Source organism: Pseudomonas sediminis, from assembly GCF_039555755.1.
Taxonomy (GTDB): Bacteria; Pseudomonadota; Gammaproteobacteria; order Pseudomonadales; family Pseudomonadaceae; genus Aquipseudomonas; species Aquipseudomonas mendocina_D.
Genome location: NZ_CP154631.1, coordinates 2,557,338 through 2,580,608 on the forward strand (window position 1 = coordinate 2,557,338; position 23,271 = coordinate 2,580,608).

Annotated in this window: 18 protein-coding genes and 1 pseudogene; 4 read left to right on the top strand and 15 right to left on the bottom strand. The window is 63.7% G+C overall.

The genetic code is table 11. The annotated features are described in order from the left end of the window. Positions 1-81: 81 nt before the first annotated feature. The 12 genes from purD to AAEQ75_RS12160 all read right to left on the bottom strand — a co-directional run bounded on the left by purD (position 82) and on the right by AAEQ75_RS12160 (position 15,610). The gene (gene purD, locus AAEQ75_RS12105; protein ID WP_343348998.1) at positions 82-1,371 is read right to left on the bottom strand and encodes a phosphoribosylamine--glycine ligase; all 1,290 of its coding nucleotides are present in this window, start codon (positions 1,369-1,371) and stop codon (positions 82-84) included. 114 nt (positions 1,372-1,485) lie between these two features. Further along, positions 1,486-3,093 (bottom strand): bifunctional phosphoribosylaminoimidazolecarboxamide formyltransferase/IMP cyclohydrolase, encoded by a 1,608-nt coding sequence (gene purH, locus AAEQ75_RS12110; protein WP_343349000.1) that lies wholly within the window; start codon positions 3,091-3,093, stop codon positions 1,486-1,488. 74 nt (positions 3,094-3,167) lie between these two features. After that, on the bottom strand, positions 3,168-3,488 hold the full coding sequence (fis, locus tag AAEQ75_RS12115; protein ID WP_003242613.1) for a DNA-binding transcriptional regulator Fis: 321 nt from the start codon (positions 3,486-3,488) through the stop codon (positions 3,168-3,170). Then, positions 3,485-4,483, bottom strand: coding sequence for a tRNA dihydrouridine synthase DusB (gene dusB / locus AAEQ75_RS12120; RefSeq protein WP_125833489.1), 999 nt, complete (start codon positions 4,481-4,483; stop codon positions 3,485-3,487). Before dusB ends, fis begins: the two co-directional genes overlap by 4 nt. Before the next feature lie 371 nt (positions 4,484-4,854). Continuing rightward, on the bottom strand, positions 4,855-6,129 hold the full coding sequence (locus AAEQ75_RS12125; RefSeq protein WP_343349004.1) for a DUF3426 domain-containing protein: 1,275 nt from the start codon (positions 6,127-6,129) through the stop codon (positions 4,855-4,857). A gap of 53 nt (positions 6,130-6,182) precedes the next feature. Then, the gene (gene prmA, locus AAEQ75_RS12130; protein WP_343349006.1) at positions 6,183-7,061 is read right to left on the bottom strand and encodes a 50S ribosomal protein L11 methyltransferase; all 879 of its coding nucleotides are present in this window, start codon (positions 7,059-7,061) and stop codon (positions 6,183-6,185) included. A gap of 311 nt (positions 7,062-7,372) precedes the next feature. Further along, a complete protein-coding gene (accC, locus tag AAEQ75_RS12135) occupies positions 7,373-8,728 on the bottom strand; it encodes an acetyl-CoA carboxylase biotin carboxylase subunit (protein ID WP_343349008.1) in 1,356 nt (451 codons plus the stop codon). Positions 8,729-8,745: 17 nt separating this feature from the next. Then, entirely contained in the window at positions 8,746-9,207 is a 462-nt protein-coding gene (gene accB, locus AAEQ75_RS12140; protein ID WP_106732582.1) for an acetyl-CoA carboxylase biotin carboxyl carrier protein, read from the bottom strand. A 50-nt stretch (positions 9,208-9,257) separates the two neighbouring features. Next, positions 9,258-9,704 (bottom strand): type II 3-dehydroquinate dehydratase, encoded by a 447-nt coding sequence (gene aroQ / locus AAEQ75_RS12145; RefSeq protein WP_024306841.1) that lies wholly within the window; start codon positions 9,702-9,704, stop codon positions 9,258-9,260. 266 nt (positions 9,705-9,970) lie between these two features. Continuing rightward, positions 9,971-11,755, bottom strand: coding sequence for a protein-disulfide reductase DsbD (locus AAEQ75_RS12150; RefSeq protein ID WP_343349013.1), 1,785 nt, complete (start codon positions 11,753-11,755; stop codon positions 9,971-9,973). A 180-nt stretch (positions 11,756-11,935) separates the two neighbouring features. Next, complete coding sequence (locus AAEQ75_RS12155) at positions 11,936-13,900, bottom strand: methyl-accepting chemotaxis protein (RefSeq protein WP_343349015.1); 1,965 nt, start codon at positions 13,898-13,900, stop codon at positions 11,936-11,938. A gap of 96 nt (positions 13,901-13,996) precedes the next feature. After that, positions 13,997-15,610, bottom strand: a complete 1,614-nt coding sequence (locus tag AAEQ75_RS12160; RefSeq protein WP_343349017.1) for a PleD family two-component system response regulator — start codon at positions 15,608-15,610, stop codon at positions 13,997-13,999. 258 nt (positions 15,611-15,868) lie between these two features. On the opposite strand from AAEQ75_RS12160, the gene AAEQ75_RS12165 reads away from it, so the two are divergent. From AAEQ75_RS12165 to speA, 4 genes are all read left to right on the top strand, one after another. Then, positions 15,869-16,930: a DUF2333 family protein gene (locus AAEQ75_RS12165; protein ID WP_343349018.1), complete on the top strand. Its 1,062-nt coding sequence runs from the start codon at positions 15,869-15,871 to the stop codon at positions 16,928-16,930. Next, positions 16,930-17,481, top strand: a complete 552-nt coding sequence (locus AAEQ75_RS12170) for an NUDIX hydrolase (RefSeq protein ID WP_343349020.1) — start codon at positions 16,930-16,932, stop codon at positions 17,479-17,481. The genes AAEQ75_RS12165 and AAEQ75_RS12170 overlap by 1 nt, the downstream gene beginning before the upstream one ends. Positions 17,482-17,852: 371 nt before the next feature. Next, a complete protein-coding gene (locus tag AAEQ75_RS12175) occupies positions 17,853-18,224 on the top strand; it encodes a translation initiation factor Sui1 (protein ID WP_143505495.1) in 372 nt (123 codons plus the stop codon). Positions 18,225-18,345: 121 nt separating this feature from the next. Further along, positions 18,346-20,259, top strand: a complete 1,914-nt coding sequence (speA, locus tag AAEQ75_RS12180) for an arginine decarboxylase (RefSeq protein WP_343349022.1) — start codon at positions 18,346-18,348, stop codon at positions 20,257-20,259. A 123-nt stretch (positions 20,260-20,382) separates the two neighbouring features. Here speA and AAEQ75_RS12185 read toward each other — a convergent pair. The 3 genes and pseudogenes from AAEQ75_RS12185 to AAEQ75_RS12195 all read right to left on the bottom strand — a co-directional run bounded on the left by AAEQ75_RS12185 (position 20,383) and on the right by AAEQ75_RS12195 (position 23,254). Continuing rightward, a pseudogene (locus tag AAEQ75_RS12185) lies at positions 20,383-20,839 on the bottom strand (DUF2214 family protein). A 17-nt stretch (positions 20,840-20,856) separates the two neighbouring features. Next, the gene (locus AAEQ75_RS12190; RefSeq protein ID WP_343349024.1) at positions 20,857-21,894 is read right to left on the bottom strand and encodes a sensor domain-containing diguanylate cyclase; all 1,038 of its coding nucleotides are present in this window, start codon (positions 21,892-21,894) and stop codon (positions 20,857-20,859) included. Beyond that, complete coding sequence (locus tag AAEQ75_RS12195) at positions 21,881-23,254, bottom strand: MATE family efflux transporter (protein ID WP_343349026.1); 1,374 nt, start codon at positions 23,252-23,254, stop codon at positions 21,881-21,883. Before AAEQ75_RS12195 ends, AAEQ75_RS12190 begins: the two co-directional genes overlap by 14 nt. Positions 23,255-23,271: the final 17 nt, after the last annotated feature.

Here is a 23,271-nt window from a genome sequence, read left to right on the forward strand (position 1 = left end):
ATTATAGCCAAGCATTTGCTCGAGCGAATACGGCACAAACAGCGATTTTGCCTTGTTTGTGCCGCATTTTCGCTCAAACGATCAGCTCTCGCCGCGCTCGCGGGCGATGGCCCGATAGCCGATATCGTTGCGGTGGAACATGCAGTTCCAGCGAATCTTCTCGGCCAGGCGATAGGCCTGCTGTTGGGCATCGGCAACGCTGGCGCCGATGGCGGTGGCGCACAGAACGCGGCCACCGGCGGTGACGATCTGGCCGTCCTTCAGTGCGGTACCGGCGTGGAACACCTTGCCGTCGAGCTTGGCGGCTTCATCCAGGCCTTCGATGACGTCGCCCTTGGCGTAGTCGCCCGGGTAGCCACCGGCAGCCAGTACCACGCCCACGGTCGGACGTGGGTCCCAGGTTGCTTCGACCTTGTCCAGGGCCTTGGCCAATGCGGCCTCGACCAGCAGTACCAGGGAGCTTTCCAGGCGGCACATGATCGGTTGGGTTTCCGGGTCGCCGAAGCGGCAGTTGAACTCGATGACCTTGGGCTTGCCAGCCTTGTCGATCATCAGGCCGGCATAGAGAAAACCGGTGTAGACGTTGCCTTCGCTGGCCATGCCGCGCACGGTCGGGTAGATCACCTCGTCCATCACGCGCTTGTGCACCTCGGCGGTGACCACCGGCGCAGGCGAATACGCGCCCATGCCACCGGTGTTCGGGCCGCTGTCGCCGTCGCCAACGCGCTTGTGGTCCTGGCTGGTGGCCATCGGCAGTACGTTCTCGCCGTCGACCATGACGATGAAGCTGGCTTCTTCGCCGTCGAGGAACTCCTCGATCACCACACGCGAGCCGGCTTCACCGAAGGCGTTACCGGCGAGCATGTCGCGCACCGCGTCTTCGGCTTCCTGCAGGGTCATGGCGACGATCACGCCCTTGCCTGCGGCCAGGCCATCGGCCTTGATCACGATCGGTGCGCCTTTCTCACGCAGGTAAGCCAGCGCCGGCTCGATTTCGGTGAAGTTCTGGTAGTCAGCGGTGGGGATCTGCTGGCGCGCCAGGAAGTCCTTGGTGAAGGCCTTGGAGCCTTCCAGCTGGGCAGCGGCGGCGGTAGGGCCGAAGATGTCCAGTTTGCGGCTGCGGAACAGGTCGACCACACCTTTGACCAGCGGAGCCTCCGGGCCGACGATGGTCAGCTGCACGTTCTTCTCGGCGAAGTCGGCCAGCTGTTCGATGGCCAGTACGTCGATGGCGACGTTCTCGCATTTGGCTTCGGTAGCGGTGCCAGCGTTGCCTGGGGCGATGAAGACCTTCTCGACGCGCTTGTCCTGCGCCACTTTCCAGGCCAGGGCGTGTTCACGACCGCCGCTGCCGATGATCAATACGTTCATAAGTCTCTCCCAATGGAGGCGGGCCGGTGGCCCGCTTGGTGGATAGGAAAAGCGCTATCCACCCTACGGAATAAGGTTGGCGTAGGTGGATGGCCGAAGCCATCCACCAGCCAATCAATGGCGGAAGTGACGCATGCCGGTAAACACCATCGCGATACCGGCTTCATCGGCAGCCGCGATCACCTCGTTGTCGCGCATCGAGCCACCCGGCTGGATCACCGCGGTGATGCCGGCCTTGGCAGCGTTGTCGATGCCGTCGCGGAAGGGGAAGAAGGCGTCCGAGGCCATCACCGCGCCCGGTACCGGCAGGCCAGCGTGCTCGGCCTTGATGCCAGCGATGCGGGCGGAGTTGACGCGGCTCATCTGGCCGGCGCCGACGCCGACGGTCTGACGGTTCTTGGCGTAGACGATGGCGTTGGATTTGACGAACTTGGCCACTTTCCAGGCGAAGATCAGGTCGTGGATTTCCTGCTCGCTCGGCGCGCGCTGGGTGACGATCTTCAGGTCTTCTGCCTTGATCATGCCGATGTCGCGGCTCTGTACCAGCAGACCGCCATTGACGCGCTTGAAGTCCCAGCCCGCAGCGCGCTCGGCCGGCCATTCGCCGCATTCGAGCAGGCGCACGTTGGCCTTGGCTGCCACCACTTCACGAGCGGCAGCGCTGATTTTCGGGGCGATGATCACTTCGACGAACTGACGCTCGACGATGGCCTGGGCGGTTTCGCCGTCCAGTTCGCGGTTGAAGGCGATGATGCCGCCGAACGCCGATTCGGTGTCAGTGGCGTAGGCCAGGTCGTAGGCCTTGCGGATGCCGCCTTCGTCTTCCGGTACCACGGCGACGCCGCAGGGGTTGGCGTGCTTGACGATGACGCAGGCCGGTTTGACGAAGCTCTTCACGCATTCCAGCGCGGCGTCGGTGTCGGCGACGTTGTTGAACGACAGTTCCTTGCCTTGCAGCTGCACGGCGGTGGAAACGCTGGCTTCGCCCTTCTTCGCCTCGACATAGAACGCCGCGCTCTGGTGCGGGTTCTCGCCGTAGCGCATTTCCTGCGCCTTGATGAACTGGCTGTTGAAGGTGCGCGGGAAGGCGCCACGGCCTTCGGTGGACAGGGTGCCCGCCGCCTGGTCGATGGTGCCCAGGTAGTTGGCGATCATGCCGTCGTAGGCCGCGGTGTGTTCGAAGGCCTTCAGGGCCAGGTCGAAGCGCTGGGCGTAGCTCAGGCCGCCGGCCTTGAGGGAGGCGACGATGCCGGCGTAGTCGCCGGTGTTGACCACGATGGCGACGTCCTTGTGGTTCTTCGCTGCGCTGCGGACCATGGTCGGGCCGCCGATGTCGATGTTCTCGATGGCGTCGGCCAGGTCGCAATCAGGCTTGGCCACGGTGGCTTCGAAGGGATAGAGGTTTACCGCCACCAGGTCGATCGGCTTGATGCCGTGCTCGTCCATCACTGCGCCGTCCAGGGCGCGACGACCGAGGATGCCGCCGTGAATCTTCGGGTGCAGGGTCTTCACGCGGCCGTCCATCATCTCCGGGAAACCGGTGTAGTCAGCCACTTCCACTGCGGCTACGCCGTTGTCCTTGAGCAGCTTGTAGGTACCACCGGTGGAGAGAATCTCGACACCGAGGGCGGCCAGTTCGCGAGCGAATTCGAGGACGCCAGTCTTGTCGGAAACGCTGATCAGCGCGCGGCGCACGGGCAGAAGGGTGGTCTGGTCGGTCATTTCACTATCCATCAGAGCGGGGATATCAGCAAAAAAGGCGGCTCATGCGGGCCGCCCTTTTCGGGAGTTCGGGGTTACAGCAGATCGTACTGCTTGAGCTTCTTGCGCAGCGTGCCACGGTTCAGGCCGAGCAGTTCGGAAGCTTTGGTCTGGTTACCTTTCACGTGATTCATGACGGTTTCCAGCAGCGGCGCTTCGACTTCGGTGAGCACCAGGTTGTACACGTCGGTGACGTCCGCGCCCTCGAGGTGGGCGAAGTAATTGTGCAGCGCCTTCTCCACGGCGCCGCGCAGGGTCTGACCCTCTTCGCTCGGCGTGTTCAGGTGCTGTTTAAGGCTGGTGTTGTCACTCACGGGTGCAATTCCACTCACTAGGGTCTCTGTCATCAACGTCATGCGGCCACCTCGTTTCCATCGTTATGCCGTTCGCTGAAGAACTCGCGAACGTTGGCGCACTGTGCGTCCGTACTGTCCAGACGGTTGAACTGGGCGCGAAACTCCCTGGCGCCCGGCAGGGTTGCGAGATACCAGCCGACATGCTTGCGGGCGATGCGTACGCCCATCAATTCGCCGTAGAAGGCGTGCAGTGCGGCCAGGTGTTCCAGCAGGATGCGTTCCACTTCGAGCAGGCTCGGTGCCGGCAGGGTTTCGCCGGTACGCAGGTAGTGCTCGATTTCACGGAATATCCATGGCCGCCCCTGGGCGGCACGGCCAATGAGCAGGGCGTCGGCGCCGGTGGCGTCGAGCACGGCCTTGGCTTTTTGTGGGGAGTCGATGTCGCCGTTGGCGAACACCGGAATCGATATCGCCTGCTTGATGGCGGCGATGGTGTCGTACTCGGCTTCGCCGGTATACAGATCGGCGCGGGTACGACCGTGGACGGAAAGCGCAGCAATGCCAGCATCTTCGGCGATCTTCGCTACAGTGATGCCGTTCTTGTTCTGCCGATCCCAGCCAGTGCGAATCTTCAGGGTCACCGGCACGTCCACCGCACCGACTACCGCATCGAGGATTTCACGTACCAGGGGCTCGTCACGCAGCAGCGCGGAGCCGGCGGCCTTGTTGCAGACCTTCTTGGCCGGGCAACCCATGTTGATATCGATGATCTGCGCGCCCAACTCGACGTTCTTGCGCGCGGCGTCGGCCATCATCTGCGGGTCGCCGCCGGCGATCTGTACCGAACGCGGCTCGGGGTCACCGGCGTGCATCAAACGCAGGCTGGACTTGCGGCTATTCCACAGGCGCACATCGCTGGTGACCATCTCCGACACCACCAGGCCAGCGCCGAGACGGCGGCACAGCTGGCGGAACGGACGATCGGTGACGCCGGCCATGGGAGCCAGGATCAACCGATTGGGCAATGTGTAGGGGCCAATACGTGGGGCCGACATGGGGCGTCCCTGCTTGTTGGTGCGCAGTTGAGACAAAGGGCGATCGACACCTGTCCTCCACTGTGTCCTGAGATTCTGTTCAAAGCCTGCTGCGCGTCGGCCAGGCGGCGTTGAAGTCAGACTCAGAATGCTCATTTACAGACAGTAAACTGCGCTTCTTCGCCCGACTTCGCCTTGCCTGGCTCTAGCTCGCGAGACTTTGAACAGATTCTCGGGGAAACGATGGTGGTTCGGTGCTCGCGAAAGGGTGGGCATGATACCCGCTCTGGATGACCGGATAAAGGTCGTTTTGAACAAATTCTGAACAGCTATGGGCTTATCGCCAGTAGTTAGATAAAGGGCCTGCGACCACGGGTCGCGGCCCCTTCAGGCTACTCGGGGGAATGGAAGCTGAGGCTGTAGTTAACCGCGCGCGTGCCCGGGTCGAGGATGTCCAGGGAGATGTGAATGGGCGTCTGCGGCGGCATTTCGCTCTGCCCGGCCAGCTCGCCAGCAAGGTACTCGCTGGGTTTGAAGCGACGACTGGCGACCAGTTGGCCGCCCAGGTCGGCGAAGCGCATCTCCAGCAGCGGGAAGGGCTGGGCGAAGGAGGCGCGGTTATAGAGGATGGCGTCGACGATCAGCGCGCCGGAGAACTCCGGGTGGCTGCGCACTACCAGGTTGCTGCTGCGAATCTGGCTGATGTCGACTTTCGACGGCAGGCTGCAACCGATGTTCGGGCACAGCTGTTCGAACCAGGGGCGATAACGGTCCTGGCGCGCCAATTCGTCGAAGTTGTAGGCCGCGTACTGCGCCAGCAGGCCGCCCACCGCCAGCAGATTGAGCAGGCCCCAGCCGAACAGGCGACCCCAGGATGTGCCCTGTGGCTGGCGCCAGTCGAGTTGCAAGGGCTCGTCGTCCAGTTCGAACAGGCGCTCCTCGCGCAGGCCCGGCTCGTTACGCGCTACCTTGGGGTCTTCACGTTCCGTGCGCAGGTCTTCGTCCTGTCGCTCCGGCTCGTCGGGTTCGTCATCGAGGTTACCCAGGCGCGGCTCATCGGCTTCGTCGAGGTCGTCGGCGATGGGCTGCTGCTTGCGGGGTGTGACGGGGGTGGACTCAATGGCGGCTTTGGGCTCCGGTGCAAGTGCGGGCTCTGGCTGTTCCTCGGTAGGCTGCAATTCGAAGCTGTCGCGCTCGCGCTTGACTGGTTCGTCGCGCAGCAGGGCTTCGGCCCAGGCTTCGTCGTGCGCATCTTCGCGTTCATCTGTCGCGCGGCTGCCGAAGTTCTCGGCATAGCGCGGCGCCTGTTCCAGCGCGAGGAACTGCTGCGACAGCTGTTGTTCCTGCTCTTCCAGCTTGGCCAGTTCCTCATCGAGGTCGAGGCTGTCCAGGTCGAGGTCGTCATGAATCCACAGGGTGTCGGCGGCGGGCTTGGCCGCTGGCGGCTTGGGGCGGGTTTCGGGTTGAGCTTTGACCGGAGCGCTTGCCGTTTTGGCTGCCACTGGCGCAGGTGCGGCTGCACGGGGGCCGAACAGTTGCTCGACAGCGTTGAACACGTGCAGGCAGGCGCCGCAGCGTACGGCACCATGGGCAGCAGCCAGCTGCGCCTGACTGACGCGGAAGCTGGTACGGCAATTGGGGCACTGGGTGACGTGGCTTTCGCTCATGCGCGGGTCCGGAAAATCCAAGCAGCTAGTCTAACGCAACGATTGCGCGCGGTTCAGCGCTTGACGCCGCTGATGCGCACCCAGCCGTCTTTGACGGCCGTTGGGTCGAGGTCGAACGCACCTGCGTAGGCGGCGCGGACTTCCTCGGCCTGTTCGGCGAGGATACCCGACAGCGCCAGGCGTCCACCGCCTTTGACCAGCGCGGTGATCTGAGGTGCCAGGGAAACCAGCGGGCCAGCGAGGATGTTGGCGACGACCACGTCGGCGGGTTGTTGCGGCATGTCGGCGGGCAGATAGACCGGGACGCGGGCAGGGTCGATACCGTTGCGCGAGGCATTGTCGCGCGAAGCTTCCAGCGCCTGCGGGTCGATATCGGTGCCCACTGCCTGCGGTGCGCCGAGCAGCAGGGCAGCGATGGCGAGGATGCCTGAGCCGCAACCGAAGTCGATCACGCTGCAGTTATCGAGCTTCTGACTGTCGAGCCATTCCAGGCATAGTGCGGTGGTCGGGTGAGTGCCGGTGCCGAAGGCCAGGCCCGGATCGAGCAGCAGGTTCACCGCATCCGGTTCCGGGGCGGCGTGCCAGCTCGGTACGATCCACAGGCGCTGGCCAAAGCGCATCGGCTGGAAGCCATCCATCCAGCTGCGTTCCCAGTCCTGATCCTCGATACGCTCGACATGATGCTCCGGCAATGCGCCGCCACACAGCAGTTGCAGGTGGGCAAGCAGCGCGGTTTCGTCGGTATCAGCTTCGAACAGGGCCAGCAGGTGGGTGTTTGACCACAGCGGCGTGGTGCCCAGATCCGGCTCGAAGATCGGCTGATCTTCAGCATCCATGAAGGTTACCGACACGGCGCCGACTTCCAGCAGGGCGTCCTCGTAGGTTTCTGCCTGCTCAGGTGTGATGGCGAGACGGACTTGTAACCAGGGCATGAGAAACCTCGAAAGCATGTGGAACGGTTTGGCCGCGCAGCTTACTTGAACGGATGGCCGGCCGGCCAGTTCGGCTATCGGCCGGAAACGACAAGGGCCGCCCGAGGGCAGCCCTTGTGTAGCACTTCAGTCATGACCTCGCGAGCTAGAGCGAGACAAGGCAAAAACGGTCGAGGGAGCGGAGCTTACATTTGTAAGTGAGCATTGCTCGTTCCACTCGCCCTTCGGGCCGCGCTAAAGCGCGTTAGCTGCAAGCAGCTTGCCGAGATCGTTTTTAACGCCGTATCGCCGACGCGCAGCAGGTCATGGACTCAGTGCTTGTCCATACCCAGTTTCTTTTCCAGGTAATGGATGTTGACGCCACCTTTGACGAAACCCTTGTCGCGGGTCAGGTCGCGGTGCAGTGGCACGTTGGTCTTGATGCCGTCGACCACTATCTCGTCCAGGGCATTACGCATGCGCGCCATGGCTTCGTCGCGGTCCTTGCCGAAGGTGATCAGCTTGCCGATCAGCGAGTCGTAGTGCGGCGGGACGCTGTAGCCGCTGTACAGGTGCGAGTCGACGCGCACGCCATTACCGCCCGGAGCATGGAAATGCTTGACCTTGCCGGGGCTGGGCATGAAGTTGTCCGGGTCTTCGGCGTTGATCCGGCACTCGACCGAGTGACCGAGAATCTTCACGTCTTCCTGCTTGATCGACAGCTTGTTGCCAGCGGCGATGCTGAGCATCTCCTTGACGATGTCGATGCCGGTGACCATCTCGGTGACCGGGTGCTCCACCTGGACGCGGGTGTTCATCTCGATGAAATAGAAACGACCGTCTTCATAGAGGAACTCGAAGGTGCCGGCGCCGCGGTAGCCGATCTCGACGCAGGCATCGACGCAGCGCTTGAGCACTTCGGCGCGGGCCTTCTCGTCGATCAGCGGGGCCGGAGCCTCTTCGATCACCTTCTGGTGACGGCGCTGCAGCGAGCAGTCACGGTCATACAGGTGAATCGCGTTGCCCTGGCCGTCGGAGAGCACCTGGACTTCCACGTGGCGCGGGTTGCCGAGGAATTTTTCCAGATAGACCATCGGGTTGCCGAACGCTGCACCGGCTTCGGTGCGGGTCAGCTTGGCCGATTTGATCAGGTCTTCTTCCTTGTGCACCACGCGCATGCCGCGGCCACCACCACCACCAGCGGCCTTGATGATCACCGGGTAGCCCACTTCACGGGCGATACGCAGCGCTTCTTCCTCGTCTTCCGGCAGCGGGCCGTCGGAGCCGGGAACCACCGGTACGCCGGTTTTGATCATGGCTTCCTTGGCCGACACCTTGTCGCCCATCAGGCGGATCACGCTGGCGGTCGGGCCGATGAAGGCGAAACCGGAGTTCTCCACCTGTTCGGCGAAGTCGGCGTTCTCGGCGAGGAAGCCGTAGCCCGGGTGAATGCCGGTGGCTCCGGTCAGCTCAGCGGCGCTGATGATTGCCGGGATGTTCAGATAGGACTGTGCGCCAGGTGCCGGACCAATGCAGACGGACTCGTCGGCCAGGCCCAGGTGCATCAGTTCGCGGTCGGCGGTGGAGTGCACGGCCACCGTCTTGATACCCAGCTCCTTGCAGGCGCGCAGGATACGCAGGGCGATTTCGCCACGGTTGGCGATAAGGACTTTTTCCAGCTTCTGCATTGCAGGCTCCCCGTGCATCAAACGATGGTGAACAGGGGTTGGTCGTACTCAACCGGCTGGCCGTTTTCCACCAGGATGGATTCGATCACACCGCTGGCTTCGGCTTCGATGTGGTTCATCATCTTCATGGCTTCGACGATGCAGAGGATGTCGCCTTTCTTCACGGTCTGACCGACTTCGACGAAGTTGGCAGAGGTCGGCGAAGCGGCGCGGTAGAAGGTGCCGACCATCGGCGAGCGAGCAACTGTGCCGTTCAGCTTCGGTGCGGCGGCCGGAGCGGCTTCAGCGCCCGGAGCGGCTGCGGCGACAGGCGCTGCTACCGGAGCTGGTGCTGGCGCGTACATCGGCTGCGGGGCATAGGCCGGTTGTTTGCTGTGACGGCTGATGCGTACGGACTCTTCGCCCTCTTTGATCTCCAGCTCGTCGATACCGGACTCTTCCAGCAGCTCGATCAGTTTCTTGACTTTACGGATATCCATGAATGGTCAACTCCCAGAGGTGAGGTAGGACTTGTCTACCAGGCTACGCGTCAGGCGCGCCCGGTCAGTTGTTCGAGTGCCGCTTCCAAGGCCAGCCGATAACCGCTGGCGCCAAGGCCGCAGATCACCCCTACTGCAACGTCGGAGAAGTAGGAGTGATGGCGGAAAGGTTCACGCTTGTGCACGTTGGACAGGTGCACTTCGATGAATGGGATGCTCACCGCCAGCAATGCGTCACGTAATGCGACGCTTGTATGGGTAAAAGCGGCAGGATTGATCAGGATAAAGTCGACGCCTTCACCCTTTGCGGCGTGAATGCGGTCGATCAGTTCGTATTCGGCATTGCTCTGCAGGTACAGCAGATGATGGCCAGCCTCGCGTGCGCGCTGCTCCAGATCCTGGTTGATTTCGGCGAGGGTGGTGGCGCCATATTTGTCGGGCTCGCGGGTGCCCAGCAGATTCAGATTGGGGCCGTGTAGCACCAGTAGGGTGGCCATGGTCGCGTTCCTTGTTGTTCGGGCTGCGCAGGACTATGCCGCAGCTGCGCGATGTCAGCAATAGTCGACACGATGCCTGCTGTTTGCGGCAGAAATATGACTATAGCGTTGGTTTCGGTCGTTGCCAGGCGCTAGCGATGATCGTCTTGGCGGCGTTCAGCTACCTGGGGATGGTCTGAAATAGTCGTCATTCCCGCGAAGGTGGGAATCCAGACCCCGCAGTACCTGGACTCCCGCCTTCGCGGGAGTGACGGTTTGGGGCTCTTTCAGCGTTTTCCTAGGCGGCTACTTGCCTGATCCAGGCGGCCTGCGAAGGTGGCGGCATTGATCTCACCTACGACACGCAGATCGAGTAATTCGTCACCATTGCCGGCGAACAGCTGGATGGCTGGCGGGCCAAACAGCTTGTAACGGTCCAGCAGGGCGCGCTGGGCGGCGTTGCTTTCGGTGATATCGAAGCGGATCAGGCGCCAGCCGGCCAGTTTACTGCCGACTTCGGCATTGCCGAATACCTCACGCTCGATGACCTTGCAGCTGATGCACCAGTCAGCATACCAGTCCAGCAGCAGCGGCTGGCCGCTGGCTTTGGCCTCGGCCAGTGCGGCGTCCAGTTCGGTGGGGCTACTCAGGGTTTGCCAGGCACCGCTCTTGGCGCTGCTCTGGCTGGCACCGGTCTGCAACTGGCCGAGCGGCTTGAGCGGATCGCTCGCACCCTGCAATGCACCGACCCAGGCGGCCAGGGCATAGACCAGCAACGCCAGACCGGCGATCTGACCGAGCTTCTGTCGATGCGTTTTGGGACCTAACTCCAGCGCGCCGAGGAATACTGCCACGCCACCCGCCAGCAGGCCCCACAGGGCCAGGCTGAGACTGCCCGGCAGCACGCGTTCGAGCAGCCACACCGAAACGGCCAGCAGCAGTACGCCGAAGGCATTACGCACTGTGACCATCCAGGTGCCGGTTTTCGGCAGCAGTGCACCACCGCCCACGGCGAACAGCACCAGCGGCGTGCCCATGCCGAGGCCGAGCGCTAGCAGTTTCAGGCCGCCGCCCAGGGCATCGCCACTGGCGCTGATATAAAGCAGGGCGCCGGCCAGCGGTGCGGAAACGCAGGGGCTGACCAACAGGCTGGAAAGGACGCCGAGCAGTGCGGCATTCACGTGCGAACCGCCGTGAGTCTTGCCGGCCAGGCGATCCAGCGGTTCGCTGAGGAAACGGGGCAGGCGCAGCTCGAACAGGCCGAACATGGCCAGGGCGAAGAACGCGAAGAACGCGGCGAAAGGCACCAATACCCAAGCCGATTGCAGGCGAGCCTGCAGATTGAGGCCCGCGCCGAACAGCCCCATCAGCGTGCCGAGAATGGCGAAGCAGGCGGCCATCGGCAGGACATAGGCCAGTGACAGGGTCAGGCTGCGTACGCCCCCCAGTTGGCCGCGCAGTACTACCCCGGAAAGAATCGGCAGCATGGGCAGCACGCAGGGCGTGAAGGTCAATGCCAGGCCGCCGAGGAAGAACAGCGCCAGCTCCTTCCAGTTCCAGTTGGTCGCGACAGGTGCTGCATCGCCGCTGGCAGCCGGCATATCACCGATCTCGATGAACTCGGTCTCCGGCGGATAGCACAGGCCCTTGTCGGCGCAGCCTTGATAGCCGACCTGCAGGCGCAGCGGGCGCTCGTCCGGGTTGTCCAGCGGCAGGCGGATATCCAGTACGCCGTAATAAACCTCGACATCGCCGAAGAACTCGTCGTGCTTGGCCTGGCCGGCGGGCAGCTCGGCCTCGCCGAGCACCAGATCGGCCGGCTCGACGCTGAAGTTGAAGCGGTGGCGGTAGAGGTAGTAACCCTCGGCGGCGACGAAGCGCAGGGTCACCGCCTGGGCATCGCTGCTGACCAGGCTCAGCTTGAAGGCTTCGCGTACTGGCAGGAAATCACTGCTGTTGTTCAGCGGTGCACCAATCGGCGACGCGGCCGGGCGCTGATCGAACAGGCCAGCGCTGGCAGGAAGACTCAGGCAGAGCAGAAGCAGGGGAAGTAACAGTCGACGCAGTGACATCGGGCGAATATCTCGGCGAAAGGTGGCGGCATGATACCGGAAAGCGCCCAGCCGCATCGCCGTCGCCACGCTGGAGCGTCGAATGCCGGGGATGAGCGGAGCCTTGGAAAGTGCCGTCTTTACCGAGTTCCCGAGCGTAGCGGGCGTGCGCTGCCTTGTCGCAGTGCCTGTTCGTCAGGCCTAGACGCGAAACGCCTGCACGGCGCTGTGCAACTGGCCGCCAAGCTGCAGCAGGCGTTCGCTCTCGTTGCGTCCGCTGGCGATCAGACCGAGATTGTCGTCACCCAGTTGGTGGATGCGTTCGCCATGTTCGCGAATCTCGCCGACTGCACCGCTCTGCTGCGCGGTAGCCTCGGCGATGCGCTGGGCCATGCTGGCGATGGTGCGTATGGCGCTGACGATTTCATCCAGAGCGCCGTCGGCGGCCTCGGCCTTGCCGGCAGTCGCCTCGGCGTGTTCGACCTGCGCGCGCATCGCCTGTACGGACTGGTGTGCGGCCTGTTGCAGGCGACCGATGACCTCCTGGATTTCCGCGGTGGCGCTACCGGTGCGTTGCGACAACGAGCGAACCTCGTCGGCGACCACGGCGAAGCCACGGCCGGCCTCACCGGCACGCGCGGCTTCGATGGCGGCGTTGAGGGCCAGCAGGTTGGTCTGTTCGGCGATGCCGCGAATCACCGTCAGCACGCTGCCAATGGTGGCGGTCTCATCGGCCAGGCGTTCGATGGCCTGGGCATTGTCCTGCACCTCGCTGACCAGTGCATGCAGGCCCTCCAGGCTCTGGCCGATGACTTGCTGGCCCTGAGCCAGGGCGCGGTCGGCGTCGCGGCTGGCATCGGCTGTCTGGCTGGCGTCCTGGGCGACCTGGCCGATGGTTGCTTCCAGCTCGCCCAGTGCGTCGCGGATCAGCGCGGTATCGTTGGCCTGGCGTTCGGCGCCGCCGTGCAGGCCGCCGCTGAGGTCGGCCAGGGTGCGGCTTGAGCCAGCAACATGCTCGGCGTGGCCGCGGATGCTGGCGACCAGCTCCACCAGATAGCGGCGCAGGTGATTGAGCGAATCTTCGATATCGCGCAACTCGCGGGTGCGAGAGTGGATGCTGATCGGCGTCGCGAAATCACCGCTAGCCCATTGCGACAGCGCCGGTACCAGGCGTCCGAGCACCTGTGCCAGGCGCCTTTGGATGCGGTCGATAACCAGGGCGATCAGCAGGATCAGGCCGATCATCAGGCCCTGAATCAGCCTTACCTCGCCCTGAATGCGCGCGTACTCACCTTTTACCAGCGGCTCCAGCGCCGCCAGTGCCTGCTGCACCTGGGTCACGCGCTCGGTCGTGGTCACGGCCAGTTGCTGGCGTTGCTCGACCAGTTCGCGGGTGCGTTGCAGTTCGCTGGGGTAGCGGCGCACCAGCGTCCCCAGTTCACGTTTCAGGTCGATGCCGCGATCCTGCGCCTCTTGCTCCTGCTGGGCGTCGTCCAGCCCGAGCAGCGCGGCGAAACCGACGCTGGCAGAGCTGTCGGCTTGTTGCACGCCAAGTAGCGGCAGCTTATCCAGCGTCTCGACCTGCTGGGCAAGGGCCTTGAGTTCGCGCTCGACATCGCCGAGCAGTTCACTGCGGCCCTGGCTGATGAAGCGTTCACGGGCGTGAGCAAGCTTCAGCAGGCGCGAGCTCGCGTCCTGCAGCGGCTGGCGATAGTCACCGGCTGCCGGGCCGCTGCCACTGGCTGCGTACTGGTTGAGCTGTTCCAAAGCGGCGAGCATCTCGCGCTCGGCTTGCAGCAGCAGACCCTGTGGATCGCCAGCCAGCTTGCCGGCGGCCAGCAGCTGATTGGCGCTGAAGTCGCGCAGTTGTTCCAGGCTGGGGCGCAGCTCGGTGGTCAGTTGTTGCGGCAGTTGTTCGATAGATTCGTCGAAGGCGTCGATGGCCTGGGTTGCAGCGCTGTGTTGCACGGTGTTGCCGCTGGCCAGGTAGGCCTGAATGTTGTCGGCCACTTCGCGCTGAAACTGCTGGGATAGCGTCAGGTAGCGCTCCATCATTTGCACCGGCTGCTGCAACTCGCGCTGCGACCACCACAAGGTTGCCGCCAGGGCGACACAGACGGTGACCAGCAACAGAGTATTGAGGTTGGTAAGCAGCTTGAGGCGCATGGCAGGCTCGATCGACAACTGAACGATGCGCGCGAGCGTATTGCGGTTTGGTTACATCCTGATGACGCCGTGAGCGGCGTCACGTTTGGCGGCGCTTTATTCGTCGTCGTACAGCTCCACGCGGTTACGACCACCATGTTTGGCCTTGTACAGCGCTTCGTCGGCGCGTTTGGACAGTGCGTTGCCGTCCAGGCCAGCTTGCAGCATCGCGATGCCGCAGCTGAAGGTGCAGGACAGGTCCTGCGGTTGCGCCGGGTAGTGGATCTCGGCGAAGCGCTGGCGAATTTCCTCCAGTACCTTGAGCGCCGATTGTTCATCGGTGTCGGGCAGTACCACGGCGAATTCCTCGCCGCCATAACGGCCGATATGGTCGGTCTTGCGCAGGCGTTGCTTGAGGAACAGCGCCAGGCTCTTGATCACCCGGTCGCCCATGGGGTGGCCGTAGGTGTCGTTGACCTTCTTGAAGTGGTCGATGTCGAGCATGGCGAAGGCCAGCGGTTGCTCTTCGCGGCGTGCGCGGAAGCAGGCGTCGTCGAGCAGTTGCAGGGTGTGAGTGTGGTTGTACAGGCCGGTCAGGCTGTCACGCACCATGCGCGCCTTGAGGTTGCGCGCACGTGCCGCGCGGTTGCGTACGGTGGCGATCAGGTGGCGTGGTTTGATCGGCTTGGTGAGGAAGTCATCGCCGCCCTCGCTCATGGCATCGAGCTGCTTGTCGAGGTCGTCCTCGGCCGACAGATAGATGATCGGCACGCTGACGTAGCGGTCGTTGTGGCGGATCACCTTGGCCAGTTCGGTGCCGTTGCACTCGGGCATGTACATGTCGAGGATGATCAGATCCGGCTGGAACTCGGCCAGCGCATCCATTGCCAGGATAGGCTCGGTAAGGGTGTGGGTGAGGATGCCGGCGCTGTTGAGTACGCGCTCGGTTTGGGTCGCCTGGGCTTTGGAGTCGTCGACGATCAGCACCTTGTACGGGTCGTATTGCGAGACGTGAGTCAGCACTTCGATGCGCTCGAGCAGGCTCGATGCATCCAGCGAGCCAGTGAAGAACTCCTGGCCGCCGGCGCGTACGGCGGCCAGGCGTGTCGGGGTATCGGTGTTGCAGTGGCTGAAGAACAGCAGCGGAATCTTCTGCTCCAGGCCTTCCTGCACCGAGCCTGCCAGCTCCAGCCCGGCGCCGGCGAAGTCGACGTCCATGACGATGGCGGCGGGGTGGCGTTCGGTGATGGCGGCGCGGAAAGCACGCTCATCGCTCAGTGCCTGCGCGGCCAGGCCGAAGAACTCCAGTTGCTGGGCCAGGCGCTCGGCGCGTTGGGCATCCTGCAGGGCGAGATAGACCGGTTTGCGCAGCGGTGGCAGGAAGGTTTGCTCGAAGGCGTCGCTATGGCGCAGGCCGGTACGTGAAAGGCGTTGCATGGCCTGATTGAGGCGAGCGATCAGCGTACTGTTGAGACGGCCGCGATTTTCCACGACCTCGTCGAGGCTGGTGCCAATGATTTGCGCCAGTTGCGCATGCTCGATCTGCTCGAAGCGCTCGGCGTAACGCAGCAGGCGCAGGTTGGCTTCGGTCAGCTCGGCCATGCCGGCGTCGTTCCATTCGCTGCGCTGCAGGCGTTGCCATACTTCCAGCACCTGGCGCGCCTGATGAATCACGCGCTGGGCGAAGTGATGCTTGAGGCGATCGCGACTGGGATCCGGGTGCTCGGTCATGGGCCGGCTTCTATAGGTGGTTAAGTCAGTGGTGGCTTGATGCTATCACTTGCTGCGGGCGCTGGCATTGCCGTCGATCAATTGACGGCCGTATTTCTGTCGAATAAGCGACAGAAATGTAGTTTTCCCGTACCAGCGGTAAGTTTGCGCCTGCGCCATGCGTTTTGCAGTTGGCTTGCCTTATAGTGCGGAACAGGTCGCAACCCGTTGGCCAGGTTGTGGTCGAACACTCGAATTCGCTTAAAAAGGGACACTGTCATGCTGGACTGGAAGAATCGCTCGACGAACTCGCAGGGCAGCGCCGATAAGGCCTCAGGGCGCGACCGCAGCGGTGGCAACCTGATCGCTCGATCACTGGGCGGCCTGATCGGTGTCTATCTGCTGATCGCCCTGGTGGTTGGCTGGTACTGGAGTCAGGAGCCGTCTGCGTTTCAGGTGCAGCAGCATGCTCAGAGCGCGGCGCAGCAGGCGCAGCGCCAGATGGTGATCGGTTACACCACGGTGGAAACCCTCAAACAGGTCGCCAGCACGCTGCTCGACAAGCCGGGCGGCTACCTGTCCAACGACCTCGCGCCGCCCGGCCTGTGGCTGGACAACATGCCGAGCTGGGAATACGGCGTACTGGTGCAGGTGCGTGATTTCTCCCGTGCGCTGCGCAAGGATTTCGCCCGCTCGCAGTCGCAGTCGACCGAAGACCCGGATCTGGCCAAGGCCGAACCGCGTTTCCACTTCGATAACAAGAGCTGGGCATTGCCGGCGTCCGAGTCCGAATACCGCGAGGGCATCAAGTCGCTGGATCGCTATCTGGATCGTCTGTCTGATACGGGGCAGAAGAATGCGCAGTTCTATGCCCGTGCCGACAACCTCAACAACTGGCTGGGCGATGCTGGTACCCGTCTCGGCTCGCTGTCGCAGCGCCTGTCGGCCAGCGTCGGCCAGGTGCGCCTGAACGAGAACCTGCAGGTGGGCAACGACGCCGAGGAGTCCGGACTGGTAGGGCGAGATGGCGTGTACGAGACGCCGTGGCTGCAGATCGACAACGTGTTCTACGAAGCCCGCGGTCAGGCCTGGGCGCTGGCTCACCTGCTGCGCGCGATCGAGGTCGACTTCGCTGACGTGCTGGCGAAGAAGAACGCCACCGTCAGCGTGCGCCAGATCATTCGTGAGCTGGAGGCCGCGCAGGCCACCCTGTGGAGCCCGATGATCCTTAACGGCAGTGGTTATGGTGTTCTGGCCAACCATTCGTTGGTGATGGCCAACTACATCTCCCGTGCCAATGCCGGCATGATTGATCTGCGTCAGCTGCTGAGCCAGGGTTGATGGTCGAGATTTCGGCAGCGGAAGCGGCGCATCGCGTCGCTTCCGATCAGGAGCGGGTGGCTTGGGTTGATGAGCGTGATCAGCCACTGGGCGGCGTTTCCCGTGCCGAGCTACGCGAGCAGCGCCTGATCGGACGCGGCACCTACATCCTGTTGTTCAATTCGGCCGGGCTGCTGTGCGTGCACCGGCGCACCCTGAGCAAGGCGCTGTATCCCGGCTATTGGGACGTAGCGGCCGGCGGCATGGTGCTCGAAGGTGAGGACTATCGGCTCTCTGCCGAGCGTGAGCTGGCCGAGGAGTTGGGTATCGTCGATGCCGAACTGATCGAGCATGCGCACTTTCTTTACGACGCCCCGGAAAGCCGTCTGTGGTGCATGGCCTATTCGGCGGTGTCCGATGCACCACTGCAGCTGCAGCCGGAAGAAGTGCTGGAGGCGCGCTTCATCAGCATCGAGCAGGCGCTGGAGGAAACTCACCGCCTACCTTACTGCCCGGACTCGTTGGCGGCGCTGGAACGCTATATGAGGCGGCCGCTTGCGGCCTTCCGATGACCCTCTCCCATTTATGGGAGACGACTGCAGGGATGCAGGAGTTAGAGCGACCCAGGATGCCCAAGCCGAGGGTGCCCGAAGGGCGGGAGAGGGTGGTTGTATCGAGTTCGTAGGGTGCGCTGTGCGCACCGAAGCTCCGTCTCAGATCTAAAGGCGGTGCGCACGGCGCGCCCTACGGCGTCGTTGATTCCGAGCGCTCCGTGCACGATGACGAACAGCGTCGCCAAAGTACCGAACAATGACGCAAATTTGGTCTTAGCAAGCCCGGTCTTTGCCGTTAAACTGCGCGGCCTTTTCGGCGGACGTCTGTCCGCCTGCGCTGCCCCTAGCAGAAGGGCTTCGCCTATCCTGACCCCTACGAGGACAAGCCGGTGGTCAAGAAAGCCTCTTCATTCTCCGCCCTGGGCGGTCTCGTCTATTCCACCGATGGTGGTCGCCATTGCCCGGATTGCAACCAGGCGGTGGATGCCTGCATCTGCAAACAGATGCGCATTCCCGATGGCGACGGTATTGCCCGTGTGCGTCGTGAGACCAAGGGCCGTGGCGGCAAGACCGTCACCACCGTCAGTGGTGTGCCGTTGGCCGAAGAGCCGCTCAAGGAGCTGGCCAGCGCGCTGAAGAAGCGTTGTGGCACCGGCGGCGCGCTCAAGGATGGGGTGATCGAGATCCAGGGTGATCACGTCGAGCTGTTGTTGGCCGAGCTGAGTAAGCGCGGGTTTACCGCGAAGAAGTCCGGCGGCTGATAAGCCCTTTTCTAAACTTCGATGACGTTACTACGGTCAACCGCCGAGCAAACGTCATCTTGCTTTCATCATCTCTAAACTGGCCGCCAGCAAGGTCAGGCTTTTCTCATGGGAGAACCCGATGTCCGCACGACGCACCCGCAAAGACGACGGCAGCCAATGGACCGTAGCCGATAGCCGCAGTGTCTACGGCATTCGCCACTGGGGCGCCGGCTATTTCTCGATCAACGACGCCGGGCGTATCGAAGTGCGTCCCAACGGGCCGGACAGCCAGCCCATCGACCTGTATCAGCAGGTCGACGAGCTGCGTCAGAGCGGCCTGTCGCTGCCGCTGCTGGTGCGCTTCCCGGACATTCTGCAGGACCGTGTACGGCGCCTGACCGGAGCCTTCGACGCCAGTATCGAACGCCTGGAATACCAGAGCCGCTACACCGCGCTGTATCCGATCAAGGTCAACCAGCAGGAGGCGGTGATCGAGAACATCATCGCCACGCAGAATGTCTCCATCGGCCTCGAAGCCGGCTCCAAGCCCGAGCTGCTGGCGGTGCTGGCGCTGGCGCCGAAGGGCGGCACCATCGTCTGCAACGGCTACAAGGACCGGGAGTTCATCCGTCTGGCGCTGATGGGGCAGAAGCTCGGCCACAACGTGTTCATCGTCATCGAGAAAGAGTCGGAAGTCGCCCTGGTGATCGAAGAGGCGGCCGAGCTCAAGGTCGCGCCGCAGATTGGCCTGCGCGTGCGCCTGTCCTCGCTGGCATCCTCGAAGTGGGCCGACACCGGTGGCGAGAAGTCCAAGTTCGGCCTGTCTGCGGCGCAGATCCTTTCGGTGGTCGAGCGTTTCCGCGCCGCCGGGCTGGACCAGGGCATCCGCCTGCTGCACTTCCACATGGGCTCGCAGATCGCCAACATCGCCGATTACCGCAAGGGCTTCCGCGAGGCCATCCGCTACTACGGCGAGCTACGTGCCATGGGCCTGCCGGTCGATCACATCGACGTCGGTGGCGGCCTCGGCGTGGACTACGACGGCACCCACTCGCGCAATGCCAGCTCGATCAACTACGACATGCAGGACTACGCCGATGCCGTGGTCGACATGCTCAAGGAGTTCTGCGACCGCCAGGAAATCCCCCATCCGCACATCTTTTCCGAGAGCGGCCGGGCGATGACCGCGCACCACGCCGTGTTGCTGGTGCAGGTCACCGACGTCGAGCGACACAACGACAAGGTGCCGGAGATCGATGCCAGCGTCGAGCAGCCGGAAGTGTTGCAGGTGCTGATCGAACTCTTGGAAGACAGCGACCCGGAAATGGTCGCCGAGACCTACTGGCGCGCCACCCACTACATCGAGGAGGTGGCCGCGCAGTATTCGGCCGGCAAGCTCAGCCTGGCGCAGAAGGCGCTGGCCGAGCAGTGCTACTTCGCCATTTGCCGTCGCCTGCACAACCAGCTCAAGGCCCGCCAGCGCTCGCACCGCGCGGTGCTCGACGAGCTCAACGACAAGCTGGCCGACAAGTACATCTGCAACTTCTCGGTATTCCAGAGCCTGCCGGACACCTGGGCCATCGGCCAGATTCTGCCGATCCTGCCGCTGTCGCGCCTGGACGAAGAGCCGCTGCGCCGCGCCGTGCTGCAGGACCTGACCTGCGACTCCGACGGCAAGATCCGTCAGTACGTCGACGAGCAGTCCATCGAGACCAGCCTGCCGGTACACGAGATTCGCGAGGGCGAGGACTACGTGCTGGGTATTTTCCTGGTCGGTGCCTACCAGGAGATTCTCGGTGATATGCACAACCTGTTCGGCGACACCGACTCGGTGAACATCTACCAGGGCGCCGATGGCAGCGTAGTGCATGCCGGTATCGAGACCCACGACACCATCGAGGACATGCTGCGCTATGTGCACCTGTCGCCCGAGGAGCTGATGACCCACTACCGCGACAAGGTGGCCAGCGCCAAGATCAGCGCCCGTGAGCGTACCCAGTTCCTCGACGCTCTGCGTCTGGGCCTGACCCGTTCGTCCTACCTGGCGTCGTAAGCCGCCTGCCCGGATGCTCTCCGGGGCTGGCGCAATGTCGGACATCGTTCCCGGATTGCATCCGGGCTACGGTGCTGCTCTGTGGGCGGCGCTTTAGCGGCGATGCTTTGCGTCTCTCACGGCTCAGCCAATCACGCCATAACCGCGCGCCATCAGCGCGTCGCCAGCAGCGGGATCACCAGCAACTGCAGCAGCTCGAGGCGAATGCTCCAGGTCACCAGGCGTACCTGCCGAGCACTCGGCGCGGGCACCTGAGCGGCCTTCACGGCGCCACGCCATTTGAAAAAACCACCGTAGGCAGGATCGACAGCAGGCCGACCAGGATGAACAGGCCGAGTTTGGCGTGAAACAGGCTGTTGCCCATGTAGTAGGCGGCGCCCTTGCCGAACCACAGCACGCGGGCGACACCGGTGGCCAGCACCAGACCGGCACAGATGCCGTAGACCAGGTCGGTGATCATCAGGCTGCGCGCACGGGACAGATCCAGCGGCGCCTTGAACAGCACGTGCTCGACGCTAAGCAGGGCGAACAGGGCGAAGATCGCTAGAAAATGCAGATAGGCGCCGAGTGCGGCGGCCATCGAGTGCTCCCGGCGGGTTATTGATCGGTTGCGGCGAATTCGCAGCGATTGCGACCGCCGCGCTTGGCCCGGTACAGCGCCTGGTCGGCCCGTTTCAGGCCGTCGGCGGCGGTTTCGCCGGGCGCCAGCAGGGCGCAGCCGAGGCTGGCGGTCTGGCTCAACTGGGCGCCGTCCAGCTCCATGGCCGGTTCGGCGATGGCCAGGCGAATGCGTTCGGCGATCTGCAGCAGTTCGGTGCTGTCGTGCACCAGGGCGAGAATCACGAACTCTTCGCCGCCGTTGCGGGCGACCACGTCCTGCGGGCGCACCACCGCGCTCAGGCGTCGCGCGCTCTGCCATAGCACCTGATCGCCGGCGGCGTGGCCATGGTGGTCGTTGACCTGCTTGAAGTGGTCGAGGTCGCAGAACAGCAGGCCCAGGCGCAGGCCGGCGCGTTCGGCCGCGGCCTGCTGCTGGGGCAGAAAGTGCAGCAGGCCGGCGCGATTCCACAGCTGGGTCAGCGCGTCGAGCATGGCCTTGCGCTGCGCGCGACTCAGTGCTGCGCGCAGCTGTTCGGCCTGGCGCGAGCTGTGGCGCAGGCGCAGATAGCCCTCCACCAGTTGTGCCATGTCGCGCAGCTGGCGCCGCTCGCGGGTATCTAAGCCGCGCGGCTGTGGGTCGATCAGGCACAGGGTGCCGAGGGTCTGGCCGTTTTCGTCATGCAGTGGCTGGCCGGCGTAGAAGCGGATAAAGGGCGATTGCAGCACCACCGGATTGTCGGCGAAGCGAAAGTCCAGGTGGGTGTCCTCGACCACCAGGGCGTCGTCTTGCAGGATGGCGTGGGCGCAGAAGGAAATGTACCTTGGGGTCTCGGCGAGTTCCAGGCCTTGGCGGCTCATGAACCACTGCCGGCCGTTGTCGATCAGGCTGATCAGCACCGTCTTCACCGCGAACAGCTCACGGGTGATACGGGTCAGCGTGTCCAGGTAGGGATCGGCCGGGGTGTCGAGCAGGTCCTGGCGCTCCAGGGCCTGTTGACGTTGTATTTCGTTGTGCGGCAGCTCAGCGCTGAGCATGGGCGGTCTCTCCTGCTGGCAGTGGGGGGAACCATTGGTCGCGGCGACTCAAGTGCCAAGCATAGCCACCCAGTATGATGCTGCGCAGCCCCATGAAGGCCAGAAATGCCAACCACAGCCCGTGGTTGCCCAGACTTTGCAGCCACCAGCCCAGCGGCAGCGTCAACGCCAGGGCGATGAGCATGGCGTCGCGCATTTCCCGGGCGCGGGTGGCGCCGATGAACAGGCCATCAAGCAAATAGCTCCAAACCGCCAGCAAAGGCAGCAACGCCAGATAAGGCAGGAAGTTCAGAGCCAGTTCGCGGACCTCGGCAATGTTTGTGAGCATGCCGACGAACCAGTGCCCGCCGAGTAGGAAGAACAGCGCAAAGCCGGCGCTGGCCAGCAGTGACCAAGTGCCGGCCACCAATAGCGAGCGACGTAGCGCATCGCGATCTCGCGCACCAAGGGCATGGCCGCACAGGGCTTCGACGGCATGCGCGAGGCCGTCCAGGGCGTAAGCGGTCAGGGTCAGACCATTGAGCAGCAGTGCGTTGGCCGCCACCGTGGCATCGCCCAGGCGCGTGCCTTTCACGGTGATCAGAAAGAACACCAGTTGCAGCGCCAGGGTGCGGATGAAGATATCGCGGTTGACTGCCAGCAATGGGTGCCAGTTGCTCCAGCGTTTCAGCGCGCTGCTGTCGAGGCGGCCGGGATAGCGTGCCAGCGCGCTGCGGGCCAGCCACAGGCCGAGCAGGGCGCCGCTCCATTCGGCGATCACCGAGGCCCAGGCCGCACCGGCCACGCCCCATTCGAGACCGAGCACGAATAGCAGGTCGAGCGCCACGTTGATCAGGTTGGCAGTCATCAGAATGGCCAGCGGGCCTCGCGCGCTCTGCGTGCCCAGCAGCCAGCCGATCAGGGCATAGGTCGCCAGGCTCGCGGGCAGGCCGAACAGGCGAATCTGAAAGTACTGGCGCGCCAACTGATCCAGCTCGGCGGAGGGTTGCATCAGGCTCAGCGCCGCACCGCTCAACGGCAGTGCCAGCAGGCCCAGCAGCAAGGCCATGAACACGCCCAGCCCGAGCCCCTGCACCAGCACCTGGCGCAGGGCGCTGCCGTCCTCGCGACCTGCGGCCTGGGCCGCGAAGCCGGTACTGCCCATGCGCAGAAAACCCATCGCCCAGGTCAGGAGGGTATAGAGGCTGCCGCCTACCGCTACGGCCGCCAACTGGTGGGCATGCGGCAAGTGGCCGACCACGGCGGTATCGACCAGCGCCACCATGGGCACTGACAGGTTGGAGAGAATCATCGGGGCGGCCAGGGCCCAGACCTTTCTCTGGGTCGGCGCGTGGCGCCAGGCTTCGAACAGGGCGTGCATGGGGGCTTCCGTTCCAG

Bases quoted from the DNA above. Each gene is read 5' to 3' on its own strand.
- AAEQ75_RS12160 (WP_343349017.1), bottom strand. From the start codon at position 15,610: ATGACCGAGCACCCGGATCCCAGTCGCGATCGCCTCAAGCATCACTTC.
- AAEQ75_RS12170 (WP_343349020.1), top strand. From the start codon at position 16,930: ATGGTCGAGATTTCGGCAGCGGAAGCGGCGCATCGCGTCGCTTCCGAT.
- dusB (WP_125833489.1), bottom strand. From the start codon at position 4,483: ATGTCGGCCCCACGTATTGGCCCCTACACATTGCCCAATCGGTTGATC.
- accC (WP_343349008.1), bottom strand. From the start codon at position 8,728: ATGCAGAAGCTGGAAAAAGTCCTTATCGCCAACCGTGGCGAAATCGCC.
- speA (WP_343349022.1), top strand. From the start codon at position 18,346: ATGTCCGCACGACGCACCCGCAAAGACGACGGCAGCCAATGGACCGTA.
- AAEQ75_RS12190 (WP_343349024.1), bottom strand. From the start codon at position 21,894: ATGCTCAGCGCTGAGCTGCCGCACAACGAAATACAACGTCAACAGGCC.
- aroQ (WP_024306841.1), bottom strand. From the start codon at position 9,704: ATGGCCACCCTACTGGTGCTACACGGCCCCAATCTGAATCTGCTGGGC.
- fis (WP_003242613.1), bottom strand. From the start codon at position 3,488: ATGACGTTGATGACAGAGACCCTAGTGAGTGGAATTGCACCCGTGAGT.
- accB (WP_106732582.1), bottom strand. From the start codon at position 9,207: ATGGATATCCGTAAAGTCAAGAAACTGATCGAGCTGCTGGAAGAGTCC.
- AAEQ75_RS12125 (WP_343349004.1), bottom strand. From the start codon at position 6,129: ATGAGCGAAAGCCACGTCACCCAGTGCCCCAATTGCCGTACCAGCTTC.
- AAEQ75_RS12195 (WP_343349026.1), bottom strand. From the start codon at position 23,254: ATGCACGCCCTGTTCGAAGCCTGGCGCCACGCGCCGACCCAGAGAAAG.
- AAEQ75_RS12155 (WP_343349015.1), bottom strand. From the start codon at position 13,900: ATGCGCCTCAAGCTGCTTACCAACCTCAATACTCTGTTGCTGGTCACC.
- purH (WP_343349000.1), bottom strand. From the start codon at position 3,093: ATGACCGACCAGACCACCCTTCTGCCCGTGCGCCGCGCGCTGATCAGC.
- AAEQ75_RS12150 (WP_343349013.1), bottom strand. From the start codon at position 11,755: ATGTCACTGCGTCGACTGTTACTTCCCCTGCTTCTGCTCTGCCTGAGT.
- AAEQ75_RS12165 (WP_343349018.1), top strand. From the start codon at position 15,869: ATGCTGGACTGGAAGAATCGCTCGACGAACTCGCAGGGCAGCGCCGAT.
- purD (WP_343348998.1), bottom strand. From the start codon at position 1,371: ATGAACGTATTGATCATCGGCAGCGGCGGTCGTGAACACGCCCTGGCC.
- prmA (WP_343349006.1), bottom strand. From the start codon at position 7,061: ATGCCCTGGTTACAAGTCCGTCTCGCCATCACACCTGAGCAGGCAGAA.